Annotated in this window: 15 protein-coding genes, 2 tRNA genes, 1 rRNA gene and 2 pseudogenes; 17 read left to right on the forward strand and 3 right to left on the reverse strand. The window is 37.7% G+C overall.

Annotation, left to right across the window (positions count from 1 at the left end; all coding sequences use genetic code 11):
• The first annotated feature begins 69 nt into the window (after nt 1–69).
• The 10 genes and pseudogenes from rrf to B0186_RS02075 form a co-directional block, all read left to right on the forward strand.
• Nucleotides 70–185: ribosomal RNA gene (rrf, locus tag B0186_RS02030) — 5S ribosomal RNA — on the forward strand.
• A 12-nt stretch (nt 186–197) separates the two neighbouring features.
• A tRNA-Asp gene (locus B0186_RS02035) sits at nt 198–274 on the forward strand.
• 14 nt (nt 275–288) lie between these two features.
• Nucleotides 289–364: transfer RNA gene (locus B0186_RS02040), tRNA-Trp, on the forward strand.
• Between the two features lie 182 nt (nt 365–546).
• Nucleotides 547–1,881 (forward strand): anaerobic C4-dicarboxylate transporter, encoded by a 1,335-nt coding sequence (locus B0186_RS02045; RefSeq protein ID WP_078217740.1) that lies wholly within the window; start codon nt 547–549, stop codon nt 1,879–1,881.
• Nucleotides 1,882–2,219: 338 nt separating this feature from the next.
• The gene (locus tag B0186_RS02050) at nt 2,220–2,783 is read left to right on the forward strand and encodes a fimbrial protein (protein ID WP_078217741.1); all 564 of its coding nucleotides are present in this window, start codon (nt 2,220–2,222) and stop codon (nt 2,781–2,783) included.
• Nucleotides 2,784–2,839: 56 nt separating this feature from the next.
• Nucleotides 2,840–3,538, forward strand: a complete 699-nt coding sequence (locus B0186_RS02055; RefSeq protein ID WP_078217742.1) for a fimbrial biogenesis chaperone — start codon at nt 2,840–2,842, stop codon at nt 3,536–3,538.
• Between the two features lies 1 nt (nt 3,539).
• Nucleotides 3,540–5,719: pseudogene (locus B0186_RS02060) on the forward strand (fimbria/pilus outer membrane usher protein); the annotation flags it as partial.
• Between the two features lie 48 nt (nt 5,720–5,767).
• The gene (locus tag B0186_RS02065; RefSeq protein WP_235817160.1) at nt 5,768–6,058 is read left to right on the forward strand and encodes a FimD/PapC C-terminal domain-containing protein; all 291 of its coding nucleotides are present in this window, start codon (nt 5,768–5,770) and stop codon (nt 6,056–6,058) included.
• A 13-nt stretch (nt 6,059–6,071) separates the two neighbouring features.
• On the forward strand, nt 6,072–7,238 hold the full coding sequence (locus B0186_RS02070) for a fimbrial protein (protein ID WP_078217745.1): 1,167 nt from the start codon (nt 6,072–6,074) through the stop codon (nt 7,236–7,238).
• A 137-nt stretch (nt 7,239–7,375) separates the two neighbouring features.
• Nucleotides 7,376–7,537 (forward strand): annotated as a pseudogene (locus B0186_RS02075) (Fe-S biogenesis protein NfuA); the annotation flags it as partial.
• A 411-nt stretch (nt 7,538–7,948) separates the two neighbouring features.
• On the opposite strand, the gene rho reads toward B0186_RS02075, so the two are convergent.
• Nucleotides 7,949–9,211: a transcription termination factor Rho gene (rho, locus tag B0186_RS02080; RefSeq protein WP_078217746.1), complete on the reverse strand. Its 1,263-nt coding sequence runs from the start codon at nt 9,209–9,211 to the stop codon at nt 7,949–7,951.
• A gap of 252 nt (nt 9,212–9,463) precedes the next feature.
• Between rho and rhlB the strand changes: the two genes are divergently transcribed.
• The 5 genes from rhlB to B0186_RS02105 all read left to right on the forward strand — a co-directional run bounded on the left by rhlB (nt 9,464) and on the right by B0186_RS02105 (nt 13,879).
• Nucleotides 9,464–10,666 (forward strand): ATP-dependent RNA helicase RhlB, encoded by a 1,203-nt coding sequence (rhlB, locus tag B0186_RS02085; protein WP_115252371.1) that lies wholly within the window; start codon nt 9,464–9,466, stop codon nt 10,664–10,666.
• A gap of 114 nt (nt 10,667–10,780) precedes the next feature.
• Nucleotides 10,781–11,455, forward strand: a complete 675-nt coding sequence (gene rpe, locus B0186_RS02090) for a ribulose-phosphate 3-epimerase (protein WP_078217747.1) — start codon at nt 10,781–10,783, stop codon at nt 11,453–11,455.
• Nucleotides 11,456–11,467: 12 nt separating this feature from the next.
• On the forward strand, nt 11,468–12,142 hold the full coding sequence (locus B0186_RS02095; protein WP_078217748.1) for a phosphoglycolate phosphatase: 675 nt from the start codon (nt 11,468–11,470) through the stop codon (nt 12,140–12,142).
• 9 nt (nt 12,143–12,151) lie between these two features.
• On the forward strand, nt 12,152–13,153 hold the full coding sequence (gene trpS / locus B0186_RS02100) for a tryptophan--tRNA ligase (protein ID WP_078217749.1): 1,002 nt from the start codon (nt 12,152–12,154) through the stop codon (nt 13,151–13,153).
• A 93-nt stretch (nt 13,154–13,246) separates the two neighbouring features.
• Nucleotides 13,247–13,879 (forward strand): hypothetical protein, encoded by a 633-nt coding sequence (locus tag B0186_RS02105; protein WP_078217750.1) that lies wholly within the window; start codon nt 13,247–13,249, stop codon nt 13,877–13,879.
• 40 nt (nt 13,880–13,919) lie between these two features.
• On the opposite strand, the gene B0186_RS02110 is transcribed toward B0186_RS02105, so the two are convergent.
• Entirely contained in the window at nt 13,920–14,297 is a 378-nt protein-coding gene (locus B0186_RS02110; protein ID WP_078217820.1) for a PRD domain-containing protein, read from the reverse strand.
• Between the two features lie 135 nt (nt 14,298–14,432).
• Between B0186_RS02110 and B0186_RS02115 the strand changes: the two genes are divergently transcribed.
• Nucleotides 14,433–15,032, forward strand: a complete 600-nt coding sequence (locus B0186_RS02115) for a beta-phosphoglucomutase family hydrolase (RefSeq protein ID WP_078217751.1) — start codon at nt 14,433–14,435, stop codon at nt 15,030–15,032.
• Nucleotides 15,033–15,066: 34 nt separating this feature from the next.
• Nucleotides 15,067–15,531: a YqaA family protein gene (locus B0186_RS02120; protein WP_078217752.1), complete on the forward strand. Its 465-nt coding sequence runs from the start codon at nt 15,067–15,069 to the stop codon at nt 15,529–15,531.
• A gap of 35 nt (nt 15,532–15,566) precedes the next feature.
• On the opposite strand, the gene B0186_RS02125 is transcribed toward B0186_RS02120, so the two are convergent.
• Nucleotides 15,567–16,622, reverse strand: a complete 1,056-nt coding sequence (locus tag B0186_RS02125) for a peptidoglycan DD-metalloendopeptidase family protein (RefSeq protein WP_078217753.1) — start codon at nt 16,620–16,622, stop codon at nt 15,567–15,569.
• Nucleotides 16,623–16,627: the final 5 nt, after the last annotated feature.

Genomic DNA, 16,627 nt, shown 5'->3' on the forward strand with positions numbered 1-16,627 from the left:
AGTAGGTCACCGCCAGGTTTTAATTATTTTGTTAGTTTATTCAAATGAGTGAATTAACAAAATAAATTTTTTGGCAGCAATAGTGCAGTGGAACCACCTAATCCCTTGCCGAACTTAGAAGTGAAACGCTGTGACGCCGATGGTAGTGTGGGGTTTCCCCATGTGAGAGTAGGCCACTGCCAAATATCAAATTTAGCGGAGTGGTAGTTCAGCTGGTTAGAATACCTGCCTGTCACGCAGGGGGTCGCGGGTTCGAGTCCCGTCCATTCCGCCAATTCCTATCTATCTAGGGGCGTAGTTCAATTGGTAGAGCACCGGTCTCCAAAACCGGGTGTTGGGAGTTCGAGCCTCTCCGCCCCTGCCATAAATTCATCATCACTATATTTATTAGTATCTTTTTTCTAGATTTTTACTTCATTATTTACATTTTATAAGCGTCTAATTTACTTCATTTCATTTTAAATTTTCTATATAAATTAATTGCACAAATCCTAAAAATAAGTATGATAGCGACTGTTTTTAACTAACTCTTTTTAGGGATGTATTATGCTTTATTTAGAATTTTTATTTTTACTTTTAATGCTTTATATTGGGAGTCGCTATGGCGGTATTGGATTAGGTGTGGTATCTGGTATTGGCTTGGCGATTGAGGTCTTTATCTTCCGCATGCCTGTAGGTAAAGCTCCAATTGACGTTATGTTAATCATTCTTGCTGTCGTTACTTGTGCATCGGTGCTTGAAGCTGCAGGAGGTCTGAAATTTATGTTGCAGATTGCTGAGCGTGTATTACGTAGTAATCCTAAGCGTGTCACTATTCTTGGACCTTTAGTTACCTATTTTATGACATTTATGTTGGGTACAGGGCATTCTGTTTACTCTATCATGCCAATTATTGGCGATGTAGCGTTGAAAAATAAAATACGCCCAGAGCGTCCTATGGCAGCAGCATCTGTTGCTTCTCAGCTTGCAATTACCTCTAGCCCATTATCAGCTGCGGTGGTATTTTATTTAGGAAAAATTACCGCACTTCCTGGTTTTGAACATATTACTTTACTGGATATTATTTGCGTGACAGTGCCTGCAACATTAGCAGGAACTATTGCCATGTCCCTTTATAGTTTACGTCGTGGTAAAGAGCTTGAGGATGACAAAGAATATCAACGTCGTTTACAAGATCCTATTTGGCGTGAGCGTATTTTGAATACCACTAGTACAACATTAAATGAAGAATTGCCTCCAGCCTCTAAGCAGTCAGTATATTTATTCTTACTATCTTTGGTAACTATTGTAATTATCGCAATGTTCCCAGAAATTCGTACTATTGGAAATGCACCTAAACCAATCTCAATGTCATTGATCATTCAAATGATGATGTTATGTTTTGGCGGTATTACTCTATTAGTGACAAAAACAAATCCACAAATTGTACCTAATGGTGTTGTTTTTAAATCAGGCATGGTCGCTGCTATTGCTATTTTTGGAATTGCTTGGATGAGTGATACTTATTTCCAATATGCAATGCCACAATTTAAGGCTGGTATTATTGATATGGTAAAAGCTTATCCTTGGACCTTTGCTTTAGCATTATTTGCTGTTTCAGTGGTAATTAATAGCCAAGCCGCAACTGCAGTAATGATGTTGCCAGTGGGAATTGAGTTAGGTTTATCGCCAGCATTATTGGTTGGACTAATGGCGGCCACTTATGCTTATTTCTTTATTCCTAACTATCCGTCTGATATTGCCACAGTAAACTTTGATGTCACAGGCACGACAAAAATCGGTAAATATTATTTCAACCATAGCTTTATGGCGCCAGGTCTTATCGGTGTTGTAACCGCTTGTATCGTTGGTTATCTTGTTGCACAAGTTGTTATTCGTTAATCGGACAAAAGTGCGGTCTATTAAGAGCGGTATTTGATATTGAATACCGCTTTCAAATTTCTCCCCAAATCTTCCTAATTAAAGTAGCTGATTCTGATCTACAACCCAAAACTTTAATTTTGTGAACTATTTTATTTGTCTATGCAACCATAGAAAATGGTAAATAAAATATTAAATAGGCGGTTTTTTGTCGAAAAAAATCAGGAAAATAAATGCTATTTGTCAAGAAAGTGTAAATTAATGGAAAATGAAGTTAAAGCCTCTTGATTTTTTTTTTTTTTTTTATAATGCCTAATCTTTATGCTTTTTTTTACGTATAAATATTATAGGAGAAATCAATGAAAAAACTTACCGCACTTGCTCTAATGGGGGCATTATCATCTTTGACTCACTACTCTTTTGCAGCTACGGCAACGCCTCATGATGGGACGATTAATTTCAATGGCAAAATTGTTGACCAGACTTGTGAAGTTCAAAGTGGAGATAAAAATTTAACTGTAACCTTACCAACCGTTAGTAAAACTAATTTAAAGAATAAAGGAAATACCGCAGGTGAGACCCCTTTTACTATCCATTTAGAAAAATGCAAAGGAGTCAATGAAAAACAAGGTAATACTGTTCGTTTATATTTCCTACCTGATAGTGCAAAAATGGATTTAGCCAACAAAGTCTTAAAAAATACTGCTAGAAACCCTGCACAGAATGTCGGTATTCAACTTACTACTTCTACTTTAGATGACATTCCGTTAGGAGAAGCTATTAATAAATATATTCAAAGTACAGATAAAGTCGCATTATCTGCAAATGTTGCCCTGAATTACAAAGCAAGATATTACGCAACAGGGGTAGCAGGAGCTGGTCCTGTTCAGGCTAGCGTTCAATACAATATCGTTTACGATTAATTCATTTCTTAAACAAGATAAATGAGAGTTTAACTCTCGTTTATTTTGAGGTTTATATGAAAAATTGGTTATGGTTTATCCTTTTTTTAGCATCAAGTACCTCGGCAAATATTATTATTACAGGAACTCGAGTGGTTTATCCCGCAGAACAAAAATTAGTCAATGTTCAACTTAGTAATGAAACCGACCGCCCTGCCTTGATGCAAGCTTGGATTGATGATGGTGATGAGTTTAGCTCTCCGTCTACTCTTTCAGGCGAGCGAGTGCCTTTTATTATTGTTCCTCCAGTGGCAAGAATGGAAGCGAATGAGGGGCAAGCTTTGCGAATTGCTTATACAGGTGCGAAATCTCTTCCTGTCGATAGAGAAAGTTTGTTTTATTTGAATGTGTTAGACATTCCGCCTAAGCCAAAACAAAATGAACAGGGAAGTAATAATTATTTGCAAATTTCATTACGTTCTCGCATTAAATTGTTTTATCGTCCGAAACTTGCAATGCCAATTGATGAGGCTTACGGTAAAGTGCAATGGTCTTTGCAGAAAAATGGTTTGCTTATTGAAAATCCAACCCCTTATTACATTACGTTTACGGGAGCATTGGTTAATAATAAACCGATTGGCTACATAGGTATGGTGGCACCTTTTGCTAATCTTGAAGTGAAAACAAAAGCAAAACTGCATAAAGGTCAGAAACTTACCTATAGCATTATTAACGATTACGGTGGCGATTATCAACAAGACACAATAATAAACTAATATGAAGAAATTAAGACTAACTCCCCTCGCACTTTTATTGCCTTGTTGCTTAGTGAACAATTTGTTCGCAAGTAATGATGTGGCAAATGATAATGTTGAGTTTGATCCTGCTTTTTTGCGTGGTAATGAAAATAATACGATTGATATTACACGCTTTCAAGGCAAAAACTCAATTGCCCCAGGGAGTTATCTCGAAATTGATGTCTATGTAAATAATGAGAAAAAAGGCACATCAGATCTGATTTTTAGACAAGATGAAAATGATGAAGTACATCTTTGTTTAACCGAGCAACTGATGGATATTTTTGATTTAAAAAATAGCAGTTATCAATTTGATCATGCCAAGCTCGCAGATGTTGCTCAATGTATTAATACAGAGAAAGCAATTAAAGATAGTCATGTCCATTTTGATTTAGCAAAATTTCGTCTTGATTTGACTTTGCCACAAGCATTAACGAATCGCCGTCCAGTTGGTTATACCTCGCCTAAATTATGGCAAAACGGTATTCCAGCATTATTTGTAAATTATAATCTAAATTACTACCGCTCTTTTTTGTCAAATGCTTCGCCTATCTCAAGCCTTTATTTAGGTGTGCGAGGAGGGCTGAATTATGCAGGCTTTTCTTTAGTACATACAGGATCGAAAGCTTGGCAAAGAACAAAAAGTTTCACAGATGTGGATAAAAAATATCAAAGCGTTGAGACCTATTTACGCAAAGCTGTTCCAACCTTGAAATCAGAAATATTGATTGGCGATATTGGAACGTCTGGTCATTTATTAGACGGTTTTAGCTTGAGAGGTATTCGTTTAGGCTCTGATGATCGAGTTCTACCGACCAGCCAACAAGGCTATGCACCCGTAGTACAAGGCATTGCGAAAAGTAATGCACTGGTAACCATAAAACAAGGGGGATATGTTATTTCCCAAGTCAACGTACCAGCAGGACCGTTTTTAATTGATGATTTATATCCTAGTGCGAGCGAGGGGGATTTAGAAGTAGAAATCACGGAAAGTAACGGCGAAAAACGCCAGTTTGTCGTGCCTTTTGCTAGCCTTGTACAGCTCGTTCGTCCAAATCAATTCAAATATCAATTGGCTTATGGCGATTTTCGTTACGGCTCAAAAGTGTATCACGACAGAGTTTTCCAAGGGCAGTTGCAATACGGCTTGATGAACAATCTTACGCTAAACAGCGGTCTAAGTTTAAACAAAAACTATAAAGCCTATTTGTTGGGATTTGGTTTGAATACCAAGCTCGGTGCTTTTGTCCTTGATGGAACTTATTCCGATGCAAAGCTAAATCAAGATCGTTTTAAAGGTTATAGTGTGCGTGCAAGCTATAGTGTTAAAGTCGCACCGACAGATACTTTTGTAACGCTGGCGACTTATCGTTATTCTTCCCGTAACTTTTATACACTGACTGAAACTGTAGTAACTAATAATAGAACGGTCAATAATACGGGAAGCATTAGTTTATATAATCAAATAACCTATCGCCCAAAAAACCAATTTCAAATTACCCTTAGTCAAGGATTTGGCGATAAATTGGGTAGGCTCTATTTTCAGACGTCAACCAAGACCTTTTGGCGTTCAAAAAACAAACAACGCCAGCTCAGTTTGTCTTATTCTAATAACATAGGTAACTTTAACTATCATCTAGGCACAAGTTATAGCAAAGAGCTTTTTGGTAGGAAATATGCAGAATTTTATTTGAACATCTCAGTTCCATTTGCAACCAATCACGACTTAAGTGCAAGTTATTATTCCGCACAAAATAATCGATCATTGCAGGCTGATATTTCAGGTAGATTGGGACAAGATACGAGTTATAGCCTTGGTGTATCAAGCAACCAAGATAAATATCGCAATATTAACTTCAATGTGGGATATGGTGCACGCTATGCAGACATCAATATTAATGCAAGTGCGGATAATCAAAGAAATCGTCAGTTTTCAACTAATTTATCGGGGCAGCTATTTTACACCCATATGGACTAACCTTAAGTCAAACACTAGGCGATACGTTTGCAATCGTTCGAGCTAAAGGGGCGACAGGGGCTACAATCAATGGGTTGACAAATCAACAAATTGATATTTTTGGTAATGGTGTCATGCCTTATTTATCCCCTTACACTCGTAATTATATTTCCCTTGACCCAGAGAAATTGCCACTAAACGTAGAATTTAAATCTACGGCAAAAGAGGTTATTCCTAAGGCTTATGGTGTGATGTTCGTTAATTTTGATACACAACTAAATTCGCTGGTGTTATTTGATATAAAAACAAAGAGCGGTCAGCCTATACCGCTAGGCACAGAAGCTTTTGATCAAAATGGAAATTTAGTGGGTTATATTGTACAAGGGGGACAACTTTTCGCTTCCTATCTCAAACAAACCACAGGCAAAATAACCTTAGCGTGGGGAGAAGAGAAACAATCTTGTACATTTGATTATAAATTAGATAACTCAACGGATTTAAACAACAATAACGTTCAAAGCAAACAGGTTCAGTGTCAATAGGCAGGCGTTATTGATGAACAACGGAGATTTCAAAGTGAAAAAATATTTTTTTGTGTTGGGTTGTTTATTTTTCGCCCTGTTTCAGCGGGAGGTGTGGGCTAATAGAGCATTTCCTCAGAATATGACAATTCCTATTAAGAACGTAGATGTGAGTTATACGGGACGGCAAATTCAAGAGAGAGGAAATATAGTTAGTAACGGTTTCACAGTAATAAACAATAGAGCTGTAGAACTTGATGCTGATACAGAATTTAGATATGCCATTGATTATAAACATACGGGAGTTATCAAAAAGTGTGGAACTTATGATGACTACACTCTTTTTTGTTTTAAGAACTATCCAAATGTCGGAATAGTATTAGAGGGTGGCTCCGATGGTGAATATGACAATAAAGTCAATGAAAATGCGGGGAATAATAGATTTCGTATGTACGCAGAAAACTATTTAGGCGGTATTGCACTTTATCCAACACATGAATCACAGGCTGGAGGTGCAGGAGCAAACCAAAGAATATACGATTTAGGTATATCTGCTAAAATTGTTTTGTTGAAGGAATTAACACAAGATATTACTATTCCTCAAATGTTTATTGGAACCGTGAATGTTTCATTTTGTGATTATAGTAGTGATCCTAATAATTCTAGTTTATGTTATTACAACTATGAATATGAAGGAACAACACCAGTAGGATATGTTTCTATCAGTGGCTTTAAGCTAAAACACATACCGAAAACCTGTTCAATTACAGGCAATAAAGATATTACCGTTAATTTAAAACCTGTTTTTAAACGTGAGTTTAAAAATAACGGTGATGAAATTTTAGGCGGAGCAACAAAGATAGGTTTAAAATGTTCAAATGTGGTGGAGAAACTTTATGTTACCTTTGAAGACGCCAATAATCCAAATAATACGACAAATGTATTAACAACAAAAGGTGGTGCTCAAAAAGTTGGGATTGTGTTAAAACGTACGGGGCCTTCAGGGAAAACCACTGTAACTTATGGAAAACACCCAACGGATCTCAACCCTAGACATGTAAAGGATATCAAAAATAAATTGCTGGTTGCTCAGAAACAGACCGCACCATCTTTAAATCTAGAGGCTTACTATAAACGTTTGGGCGATATAAAACCCGGAAATGTAGAAGCACGAGCAACAATAAAATTCACGTATGAATAATATTAAAGAGCGGTGATTTTTTTGAAAAATTCTGTACTGGTATAAATTGCTAATTTAATAATATGACTAGAAAAAAATGCGAGCAAGGGGTATCATTTCTGATAATTTTACTCAAGTATTATCAGGAATATTGATTTATGCAGATTACTATCTCAGACGTTGCACAAGCCCATTTTCGCCGTCTTTTAGCCCAGCAAGAAGAGGGTACAAATATCCGAATTTTCGTAGTCAAGCCGGGAACGCCCCATGCTGAATGTGGCGTCTCTTATTGCCCTAAAAGTGCGGTCGAGTTGACCGATACACCATGATAGCGCCAGTGTCCTCACTGGTTTTTTTATAACTTTCATCGCTGTCGCCCCTGTTCTCTCTTCGCTGTCGCCCGTGTCCTCACGGGTGACCAAGATCAAAAATGCTGGCGCTCGTGTCTCACAAGTGTCCAAAACTTTCCAAATTACCACCGCACTTTAGGCAAAAAAAGCACCAGTGAGGACACTGGCGTTATCAGGATGTGCAGCTAGCGCACTTTAACCCGTAGGGTGCGCTTTAGCGCACCATTATCAAACACATTAATTTAATCGGTGCGCTGAAGCGCATCCTACTAAAAAGGAAATCTTATGAGCTATCCATTTATCAATCTTGAAAAATCCACGAAAGCAGAACTTATCGAACACTTAAAGTATGGATACGAGCGCCATCAGAGGATTTTAGTTTTAAGGACGTTTCATTACTTCAAAGAATTCTTCATTCGTTTTTGCCATCATTAGCTTATCAATTAAGAATTCCATGGCTTCAACTTCACCCATTGGATTAAGAATTTTACGTAAAATCCACATTTTCTGTAATTCATCTGGTGTCGTTAATAGATCTTCTTTACGAGTACCAGAACGATTGAAGTCAATCGCTGGGAATACACGTTTTTCTGCAATTTTGCGAGAAAGATGTAATTCCATATTACCTGTACCTTTGAACTCTTCAAAAATCACTTCGTCCATTTTTGACCCCGTATCCACAAGTGCGGTGGCAATAATGGTTAAACTTCCACCTTCTTCCACATTACGAGCAGCACCAAAGAAACGTTTTGGACGATGCAAGGCGTTAGCATCCACACCACCAGACAAGATTTTTCCTGAGGCTGGGGTTACCGTATTATAAGCTCGAGCTAAACGAGTAATACTATCTAATAAAATCACTACGTCTTTTTTGTGTTCCACTGAACGCTTGGCTTTTTCAATAACCATCTCAGCGACTTGAACATGGCGAGCTGCTGGTTCATCAAAGGTTGAAGCAATCACTTCGCCTTTTACTGAGCGTTGCATTTCTGTGACTTCTTCAGGGCGCTCATCTATGAGTAACACGATAAGCTCACATTCAGGATAGTTGTGAGTAATACTTTGTGCGATGTTTTGTAGCAACATGGTTTTACCCGCTTTTGGAGGTGCTACAATCAGACCACGTTGCCCTTTTCCGATTGGTGATGCTAAATCCAAAATACGTGCGGTTAAATCTTCTGTTGAGCCATTACCCCTCTCCATTCTTAAACGTGAATTGGCGTGTAATGGGGTTAAGTTTTCAAAGAGGATTTTACTACGAGAAACTTCTGGTCTATCGTCATTGACTTGGTCCACTTTTAACAAAGCAAAATAACGCTCGCCTTCTTTTGGCGGACGAATTTTTCCTTCGATTTTGTCACCAGTTTGTAAGTTGAAACGACGAATTTGACTTGGGGAAACATAGATGTCATCAGGACCAGCAAGGTAGGAGCTATCGGCAGAACGTAAGAAACCAAAACCATCAGGTAAAATTTCTAGTACGCCACCACCGAAAATATCTTCTCCGCCTTTAGCATGTTGTTTTAAGATTGCAAAAATAATGTCTTGTTTACGTAAACGAGCTAGAATTTCTAAGCCCATTTGCTTCTCACCTAGTTCCACAAGCTCAGAAACAGGTTTATTTTTAAGTTCTGTTAAATGCATAATAAATATTTGAGAATGTTATAAGTTGAATTGATAATTGAATTGAGTATAAACATGAGAATGGGCGAGAATTTATCATTAAATCCTTATGCTGTCTAGTTATCAGCCGAAAAAAATCAATAAAAGTGCGGTCATTTTTTGGGGATTTTTGCTGTTCATGTTATTCTTGCTCAAATTTTTTTACAGGCATCTTTTTATGCAAAATAATCATCTTCACAACAACGTTTTTCTGACTTTCCTTTACACTATCAAGTGCAACAAGCATTACAAGAAAAAGGCTTTGAGTTTTGTACGCCGATTCAGGCATTATCCTTACCTATTACCCTAAATGGTCAAGATATTGCTGGGCAAGCGCAAACTGGTACAGGGAAAACCATGGCTTTTTTAACGGCTACATTTCATCATTTGTTACAGCAAAATAGACCGCACTTTTCTGGGCAACCTCGTGCTTTGATTTTAGCGCCAACCAGAGAATTAGTAGTACAAATTGCCAATGATGCACATTTTCTGGAACAAGCAACTGGTTTAAAAACAGGATTAGCTTATGGTGGCGATGGTTATGAGAAGCAGCTAAAAGCGATTGAGCAAGGCGTGGATATTTTAATTGGAACCACAGGGCGCGTGATTGATTATGTGAAGCAAGGAATTATTCGCTTGGATCATATTCAAGTTGTGGTGTTAGATGAAGCGGATCGTATGTTTGATTTAGGTTTCATTCGAGATATTCGTTATTTATTGCGTAAATGCCCTGTGCCACAACAGCGTTTGACCATGCTTTTTTCAGCAACACTTTCCTACAAAGTGCGTGAATTGGCTTTTGAAGATATGAACGATCCGCAATATGTAGAAATTGAGCCTTTGCAGAAAACGGGGCATAGAATTAAAGAAGAGCTTTTTTATCCTTCCAATCAGGACAAAATGGCATTGTTGATGACCTTGTTAGAGGAAGAATGGCCAGAGCGTTGTATTATTTTTTCCAATACCAAACATCGTTGTGAAGAAATTTGGGGTTATTTAAGTGCGGACGGTCATCGAGTCGGATTATTGACAGGCGATGTAGCGCAGAAAAAACGTTTATCTTTGCTTAAACAATTTACCGAAGGCGCATTAGATATTTTAGTAGCAACAGATGTTGCTGCTCGAGGGTTGCATATTCCAGATGTGACTCATGTGTTTAACTACGATTTGCCAGATGATCGTGAGGACTATGTGCATCGCATTGGGCGCACAGGGCGAGCGGGCGAAAGTGGTGTTTCTATTAGTTTTGCTTGCGAAGAATATGCGATGAATTTACCAGCGATTGAGGAGTATATTGGACACAGTATTCCCGTTAGCCAATATGATCCACAATCTTTGATTGAGGATTTACCCAAACCTCATCGTATAAAGAAAGGCATATCTCATACTCGTCCTAATTTGCAGCGTACTGTAAAAGGAATGAAAAAACGCTATTAATTTTGACCGCACTTTGAGGGGATATTTGTTAACATGAGCAAATATCCCCTTAATTATTGAAGGATAAAGTAGTACACTAATGCGGATTTTTCGACTGAGAAAAGAGGAATAAACATGAAACCTTATTTAATTGCTCCATCTATACTTTCTGCTGATTTGGCTCGTCTTGGTGAAGATGTGGAAAATGTGCTAAAGAGCGGTGCTGATATTATTCATTTTGATGTAATGGATAATCATTATGTACCAAATTTAACTTTTGGGCCTGCGATTTGTAAGGCGTTGCGTGATTATGGTATTAAAGCACCGATTGATGTGCATTTAATGGTAAAACCAGTGGATCGCATTATTCCTGATTTTGCTAAAGCTGGTGCCGACTATATTACTTTTCATCCAGAAGCGAGCGAGCATATAGATCGTTCTTTGCAACTTATTCGTGATTGTGGCTGTAAATCTGGTCTTGTTTTTAATCCAGCAACGCCATTGAGTTATTTAGATTATGTATTGGATAAAGTTGATGTGATTTTACTCATGTCGGTTAATCCCGGTTTTGGCGGACAATCCTTTATTCCAAGTACATTGGAAAAATTAAAACAAGCACGCAAAATTATTGATGAAAGTGGTTTGGATATTCGCTTAGAAGTGGACGGTGGTGTAAAAGTCAATAATATCGCTGAAATTGCTCAAGCTGGTGCAGATATGTTTGTGGCTGGCTCGGCTATTTTTGATCAACCAGATTATAAAAAAGTGATTGATGAAATGCGCCAACAGCTTGCTACGGTAACAAGATAGAAGGAAATAAAAATGACACAATTTAAATTAATCGGCTTTGATTTAGACGGAACTTTAGTTAACAGCTTGCCTGATTTGGCGTTGTCAGTGAATTCAGCATTAAAAGATGTAAATTTGCCACAAGCACCAGAAGAATTAGTGCTGACTTGGATTGGTAATGGTGCTGATATTTTAAGTCAAAGAGCGGTGGATTGGGCTTGTCAACAAAGTGGCAAAACATTAACGGAAGATGAATTTAAATATTTTAAACGCCAATTCGGTTTTTATTATGGTGAAAATCTGTGTAATATCAGCCGTTTATATCCAAATGTAAAAGAAACCTTAGAGGCATTAAAAGCGCAAGGTTACATTTTGGCGGTAGTCACTAATAAACCCACTAAGCATGTACAACCTGTGTTGAATGCTTTTGGTATTGATCATTTGTTTAGCGAAATGTTAGGTGGACAATCTTTACCAGAAATTAAACCGCACCCTGCACCTTTCTATTATTTATGTGGTAAGTTCGGTTTATATCCAAAACAAATTCTTTTTGTTGGGGATTCACAAAATGATATTTTAGCGGCTCATTCTGCTGGTTGTGCCGTAGTTGGATTAACTTATGGCTATAACTACAATATTCCAATTGCACAATCCAAACCTGATTGGGTCTTTGATGATTTTGCGGATATTTTAAAAATTACACAATAAGGATAAAAAATGACAAAACCAGTTGTATTAAGTGGTGTTCAGCCCTCAGGTGAATTAACTATTGGGAACTATTTAGGTGCGCTGCGCCAATGGGTAAAAATGCAAGACGATTATGAGTGCTTGTATTGTATCGTGGATTTACATGCGATTACCGTTCGCCAAGATCCAGAAGCCTTGCGCAAAGCGACTTTAGATGTGTTAGCGCTCTATTTGGCTTGTGGTATTGATCCAGAAAAAAGCACGATTTTTATTCAATCTCATGTGCCAGAGCATACGCAATTAGCTTGGGTGCTAAATTGCTATACTTATTTTGGCGAAATGAGCCGTATGACACAATTCAAAGATAAGTCAGCTCGTCATGCCGAAAATATCAATGTGGGATTATTTACTTATCCAGTGCTAATGGCGGCGGATATTTTGCTTTATCAAGCAAATCAAGTGCCTGTTGGCGAAGATCAACGTCAGCATTTAGAGATTACCAGAGATATTGCACAGCGTTTTAATGCTATTTATGGCGATCATTTTATTGTTCCAGAGGCATTTATTCCAAAAGCAGGCGCTCGAGTTATGTCTTTGTTAGAACCTGAGAAAAAAATGTCTAAATCTGATGAAAACCGCAACAATGTGATTGGCTTGTTAGAAGATCCAAAAGCGGTAGCGAAAAAAATTAAGCGTGCAGTAACAGATTCAGATGAGCCGCCAGTAGTGCGTTATGATGTACAAAATAAAGCTGGTGTGTCTAATTTATTGGATATTTTATCTGGGGTGACAGGCAAATCTATTGCGGAATTAGAAACTGAATTTGAAGGGAAAATGTATGGACACTTGAAAAGTGCGGTGGCAGATGAAGTCTCTGCGATGCTCACTACATTACAAGAACGCTTCTATCATTTCCGTAACAATGAAGAGCTGTTAAACAAAATTGCTGCAGAAGGCGCTGAAAAAGCACGCAAGCGTGCAAAAGAAACTTTAGATAAAGTTTATCGAGCAGTGGGTTTTGTGACGCCATAATCACTATTTTGTTCCCCTAAATTTTAGGGGAACTTCTTTTTTAACATGAGATCTAAGCGAACGCCTTTCCTTTCATTCTTTACAGGACACAACATGAAATTTCTTAAAGCACTTTTAATTAGCTTATTTGCTCTGCCAACAGCTTGGGCAAATGTAGATGCGAATATTAAATATAGTTCAAATTATTTAATGCCAGCCTATGTGCATTTTAAGGCTGATGGTTCTCTCTATTCAGTGAAGGCGCAGATTAACGTGCCTTTGTACAACATTAAATTTCAAGCGAGTGGCAAACAAGGCATAAAACAATTTGAAATGCAGTCTTATCAAGATGTGCGCAATGACAAAGTCTATGCCAAAGCCAATATTCAGGCGGGGAATATCGAGTATGGCAAAGTAAAGAGCGGTCTAAAAACAGAAACTTTAGCTTTACCAACCTTTGATTTATTTACTGTCGCATTGCAATTGAGTTATTACGAGAAGTTGCCGATAAATTTCCAGATTACCAATGGTAAGAAACTTTACCCAATGGAAAACGTCTTTGTGCGTTCTAGTGAGCGAAAAATAAAAGTGGGTAAAGAAGCGGTTGTGGAAATTACTTACCAATTTAAAACAGGCGAAAAATCTTTTGTGGTAAAAAAATATCAAGGCGAAAAATTCCCTCGTTATATTTCTTATGATAAAGATGGCGATCATTATGAATTAACTTTTAGTGGGTTTGTAAAATAATCACGGATTACATTAAGAAAATAAGGGCGCTTATGCGTCCTTATTTATTGGTTAAAATCCAAGGTTGAGCTAAGGAAAGAGAATAAATATTTGCAATAAAATGAGATTGTTCTGCTTCGGGAATGGGGAAAGGGATAAAATCCAGTAGTTCCTGATGTAGCGCTAAAACTTTTGTAAAACAGACCGCTCTTTCTATTTCTGCAAAAAAATCTGCATTCAATGCTTGTGCTACATAGCCTCTCTTAATTCTACCTAGCGCCATGGCTAAATGAATAAGCAACATTTCCACTTGTTTTGTTTCTAAATTAACTTGCCATTTTTTCCCAAGCTGGTTTCGGATATTAAGAGTGATTGTCATAATATCTTCATCAATTAAATGACGTTGAACTAAAAACATAAGTCGTTGTTGTACTGACACTAATTTCACTCCGCAATTCCACTATATCCGTTCTAGAAAGGCAATTTACTTTACCCGAATTAAAACTAATTAAACAGTGCAGAGATCACAAATTTGTAGGACAATAAGCGAAATTTTTATAAGTTAGGAATGAAGATGTTAGACAAAAATATTATTGCGCAATATGAAGGCTTAATTTTTGATATGGACGGTACAGTAATTGATACTATGCCTTGCCATAAACAAGCTTGGGATCGGGTTGGTATTGAAATGGGCTATTCTTTAGACGGCAATGTGATGTATGAGTTAGGCGGCGCTCCCGTGCGCACTATTGCGAAAGCAATGATGGAAAAAGCACAAATGCCATTATCTTTAATTGAAGACGTGATTAGCTTAAAACGTAAATATGGCATAGAACTAATTATGCAAAATGCGACTTTATTGCCAGCTGCGGATATTGTGAAACAATATGTCGGACAAAAGCCTTTAGCCCTTGGTACTGGCTCTCATCGCCGAATAACAGAAATGTTGTTAGAGAAATTTCAATTGCAATCTCATTTTGGTGCTGTTGTCACTGCGGAGGATGTTGTTAATCATAAACCTGAACCAGACACTTTTTTACGCTGCGCAGAATTATTAAATGTAAACCCGTTGAAATGCCTTGTTTTTGAAGATGCCGATCTTGGTGTACAAGCTGGATTAGCGGCTGGCATGGATGTTTTTGATGTGCGGATTAATCAATTAATCACAAAATAAGTGATTAATATGCTAGCTTTACATCATCTTCAAAATGGAAATATTTAGCTGGTCACTCTTTCTAGCTCATCCAAAATTATTAATGTTTGCAAGTGCTTTTCTGAGCGCAACGGTTTTACCGGGAAATTCGGAAGTGATTTTTGTGGCATTAAGTAAGTCTTTATTATTCGCACATGGCTTTTTTTCCACAGAGCTTTGGAGCATTATCTTTATTGCTACTTTAGGAAATAGCTTAGGCAGCATGACGACTTACTGGATTGGTTGTTGGTTTCCGAAATTTTCGCAAAATCGACCGCACTTTTGGGCATTAGATAAAATAAAACGCTATGGAATATGGGTTTTACTGCTAAGTTGGTTACCTATTGTGGGCGATATGTTTTGTGCATTGGCTGGTTGGTTAAGGCTCAACTGGCTTTATTCTGCGATTTTGATCTGTATCGGTAAATTCTTGCGTTATGTTCTTTTGCTAGGCGTTAGTTGGGGACTATTTAATGGATAAAAAAGCGAGAGTATTTTCTCTCGCTTTCTTCATGGTTAACGTTTTGGTAAATAGCCCATTGGATCCACTGATTGACCTTTATAGCGGATTTCAAAATGAAGTTTGACCCCATTAGTGCCTGAACTACCCATTTTAGCAATTTGTTGTCCAGCTTTAACTTCTTGCTGATCTTTGACTAAAATACTTTCATTATGTGCATAGGCACTTAAATAGTTGTCATTATGCTTAATAATAATTAAGTTGCCATATCCACGCAGCGCATCTCCCGCATAAACAACTCGCCCAGCAGCTGCCGCATTAACGGCTTGTCCACGAGAACCGCTAATATCAATACCTTTGTTTCCGCCATCGGAACTTGAAAAACCTTGGATTACTTTGCCGTTTGTTGGCCAAATCCAAGCAATATTGGAGGCTGGCGCAACTGGATTTGTCTTATTAACAGTTGGCATTGGTGGTGTTGGTGTAACAACAGTTTTCACTGGCTCAACAGTGGGTTTATTTGTATTCCATGCTTCATTTACTGGATTTTGAGTAACAATGGGTTGTTGGCTCATTGGCTGAGTTGGCATGGTTGATGCGATGTTGTTATCTGGCATGTTATTGGCAATTTTAAGGGTTTGTCCAACACTAAGGCTATAAGGCTCAGACATGTTATTTAGTGCGGCTAATTCTTTGACATCCATACCTGAAATATAGGCAATCAGGAACATGGTATCGCCTTTGCGTACTTTATAGGTATTGCCTTTGTAGAAACCCTTGTCGATTTTGCTATAAATAGGCGCATTGGTTTTTGGATCTCTTGGGATTTCAAAATTTTGTGAAACCTGTTTTTTAGCTGTTGAAATTACTTGCTGAGTATTTTGTTGGATTTTTTCAGGTTGATAAGCTGGCATTGTTACCTGTGGCATGCTCATACTATCAGGCATATTCTGTTGAATGACTTGAGGTTCCCAAGCCATTGAACCAGCGCCATTAACGGGCTGCATGACACTTGGTGCAAGTTCTCCAGCATTTTCTACAGGTGCAGGATTATTTGAGCTACAAGCTGCTAGTACAGCCATACTAATAGGTAAAAGTAAAAATTTTTTCATGTAAA

The organism is Canicola haemoglobinophilus, from assembly GCF_002015075.1.
Lineage (GTDB): Bacteria > Pseudomonadota > Gammaproteobacteria > Enterobacterales > Pasteurellaceae > Canicola > Canicola haemoglobinophilus.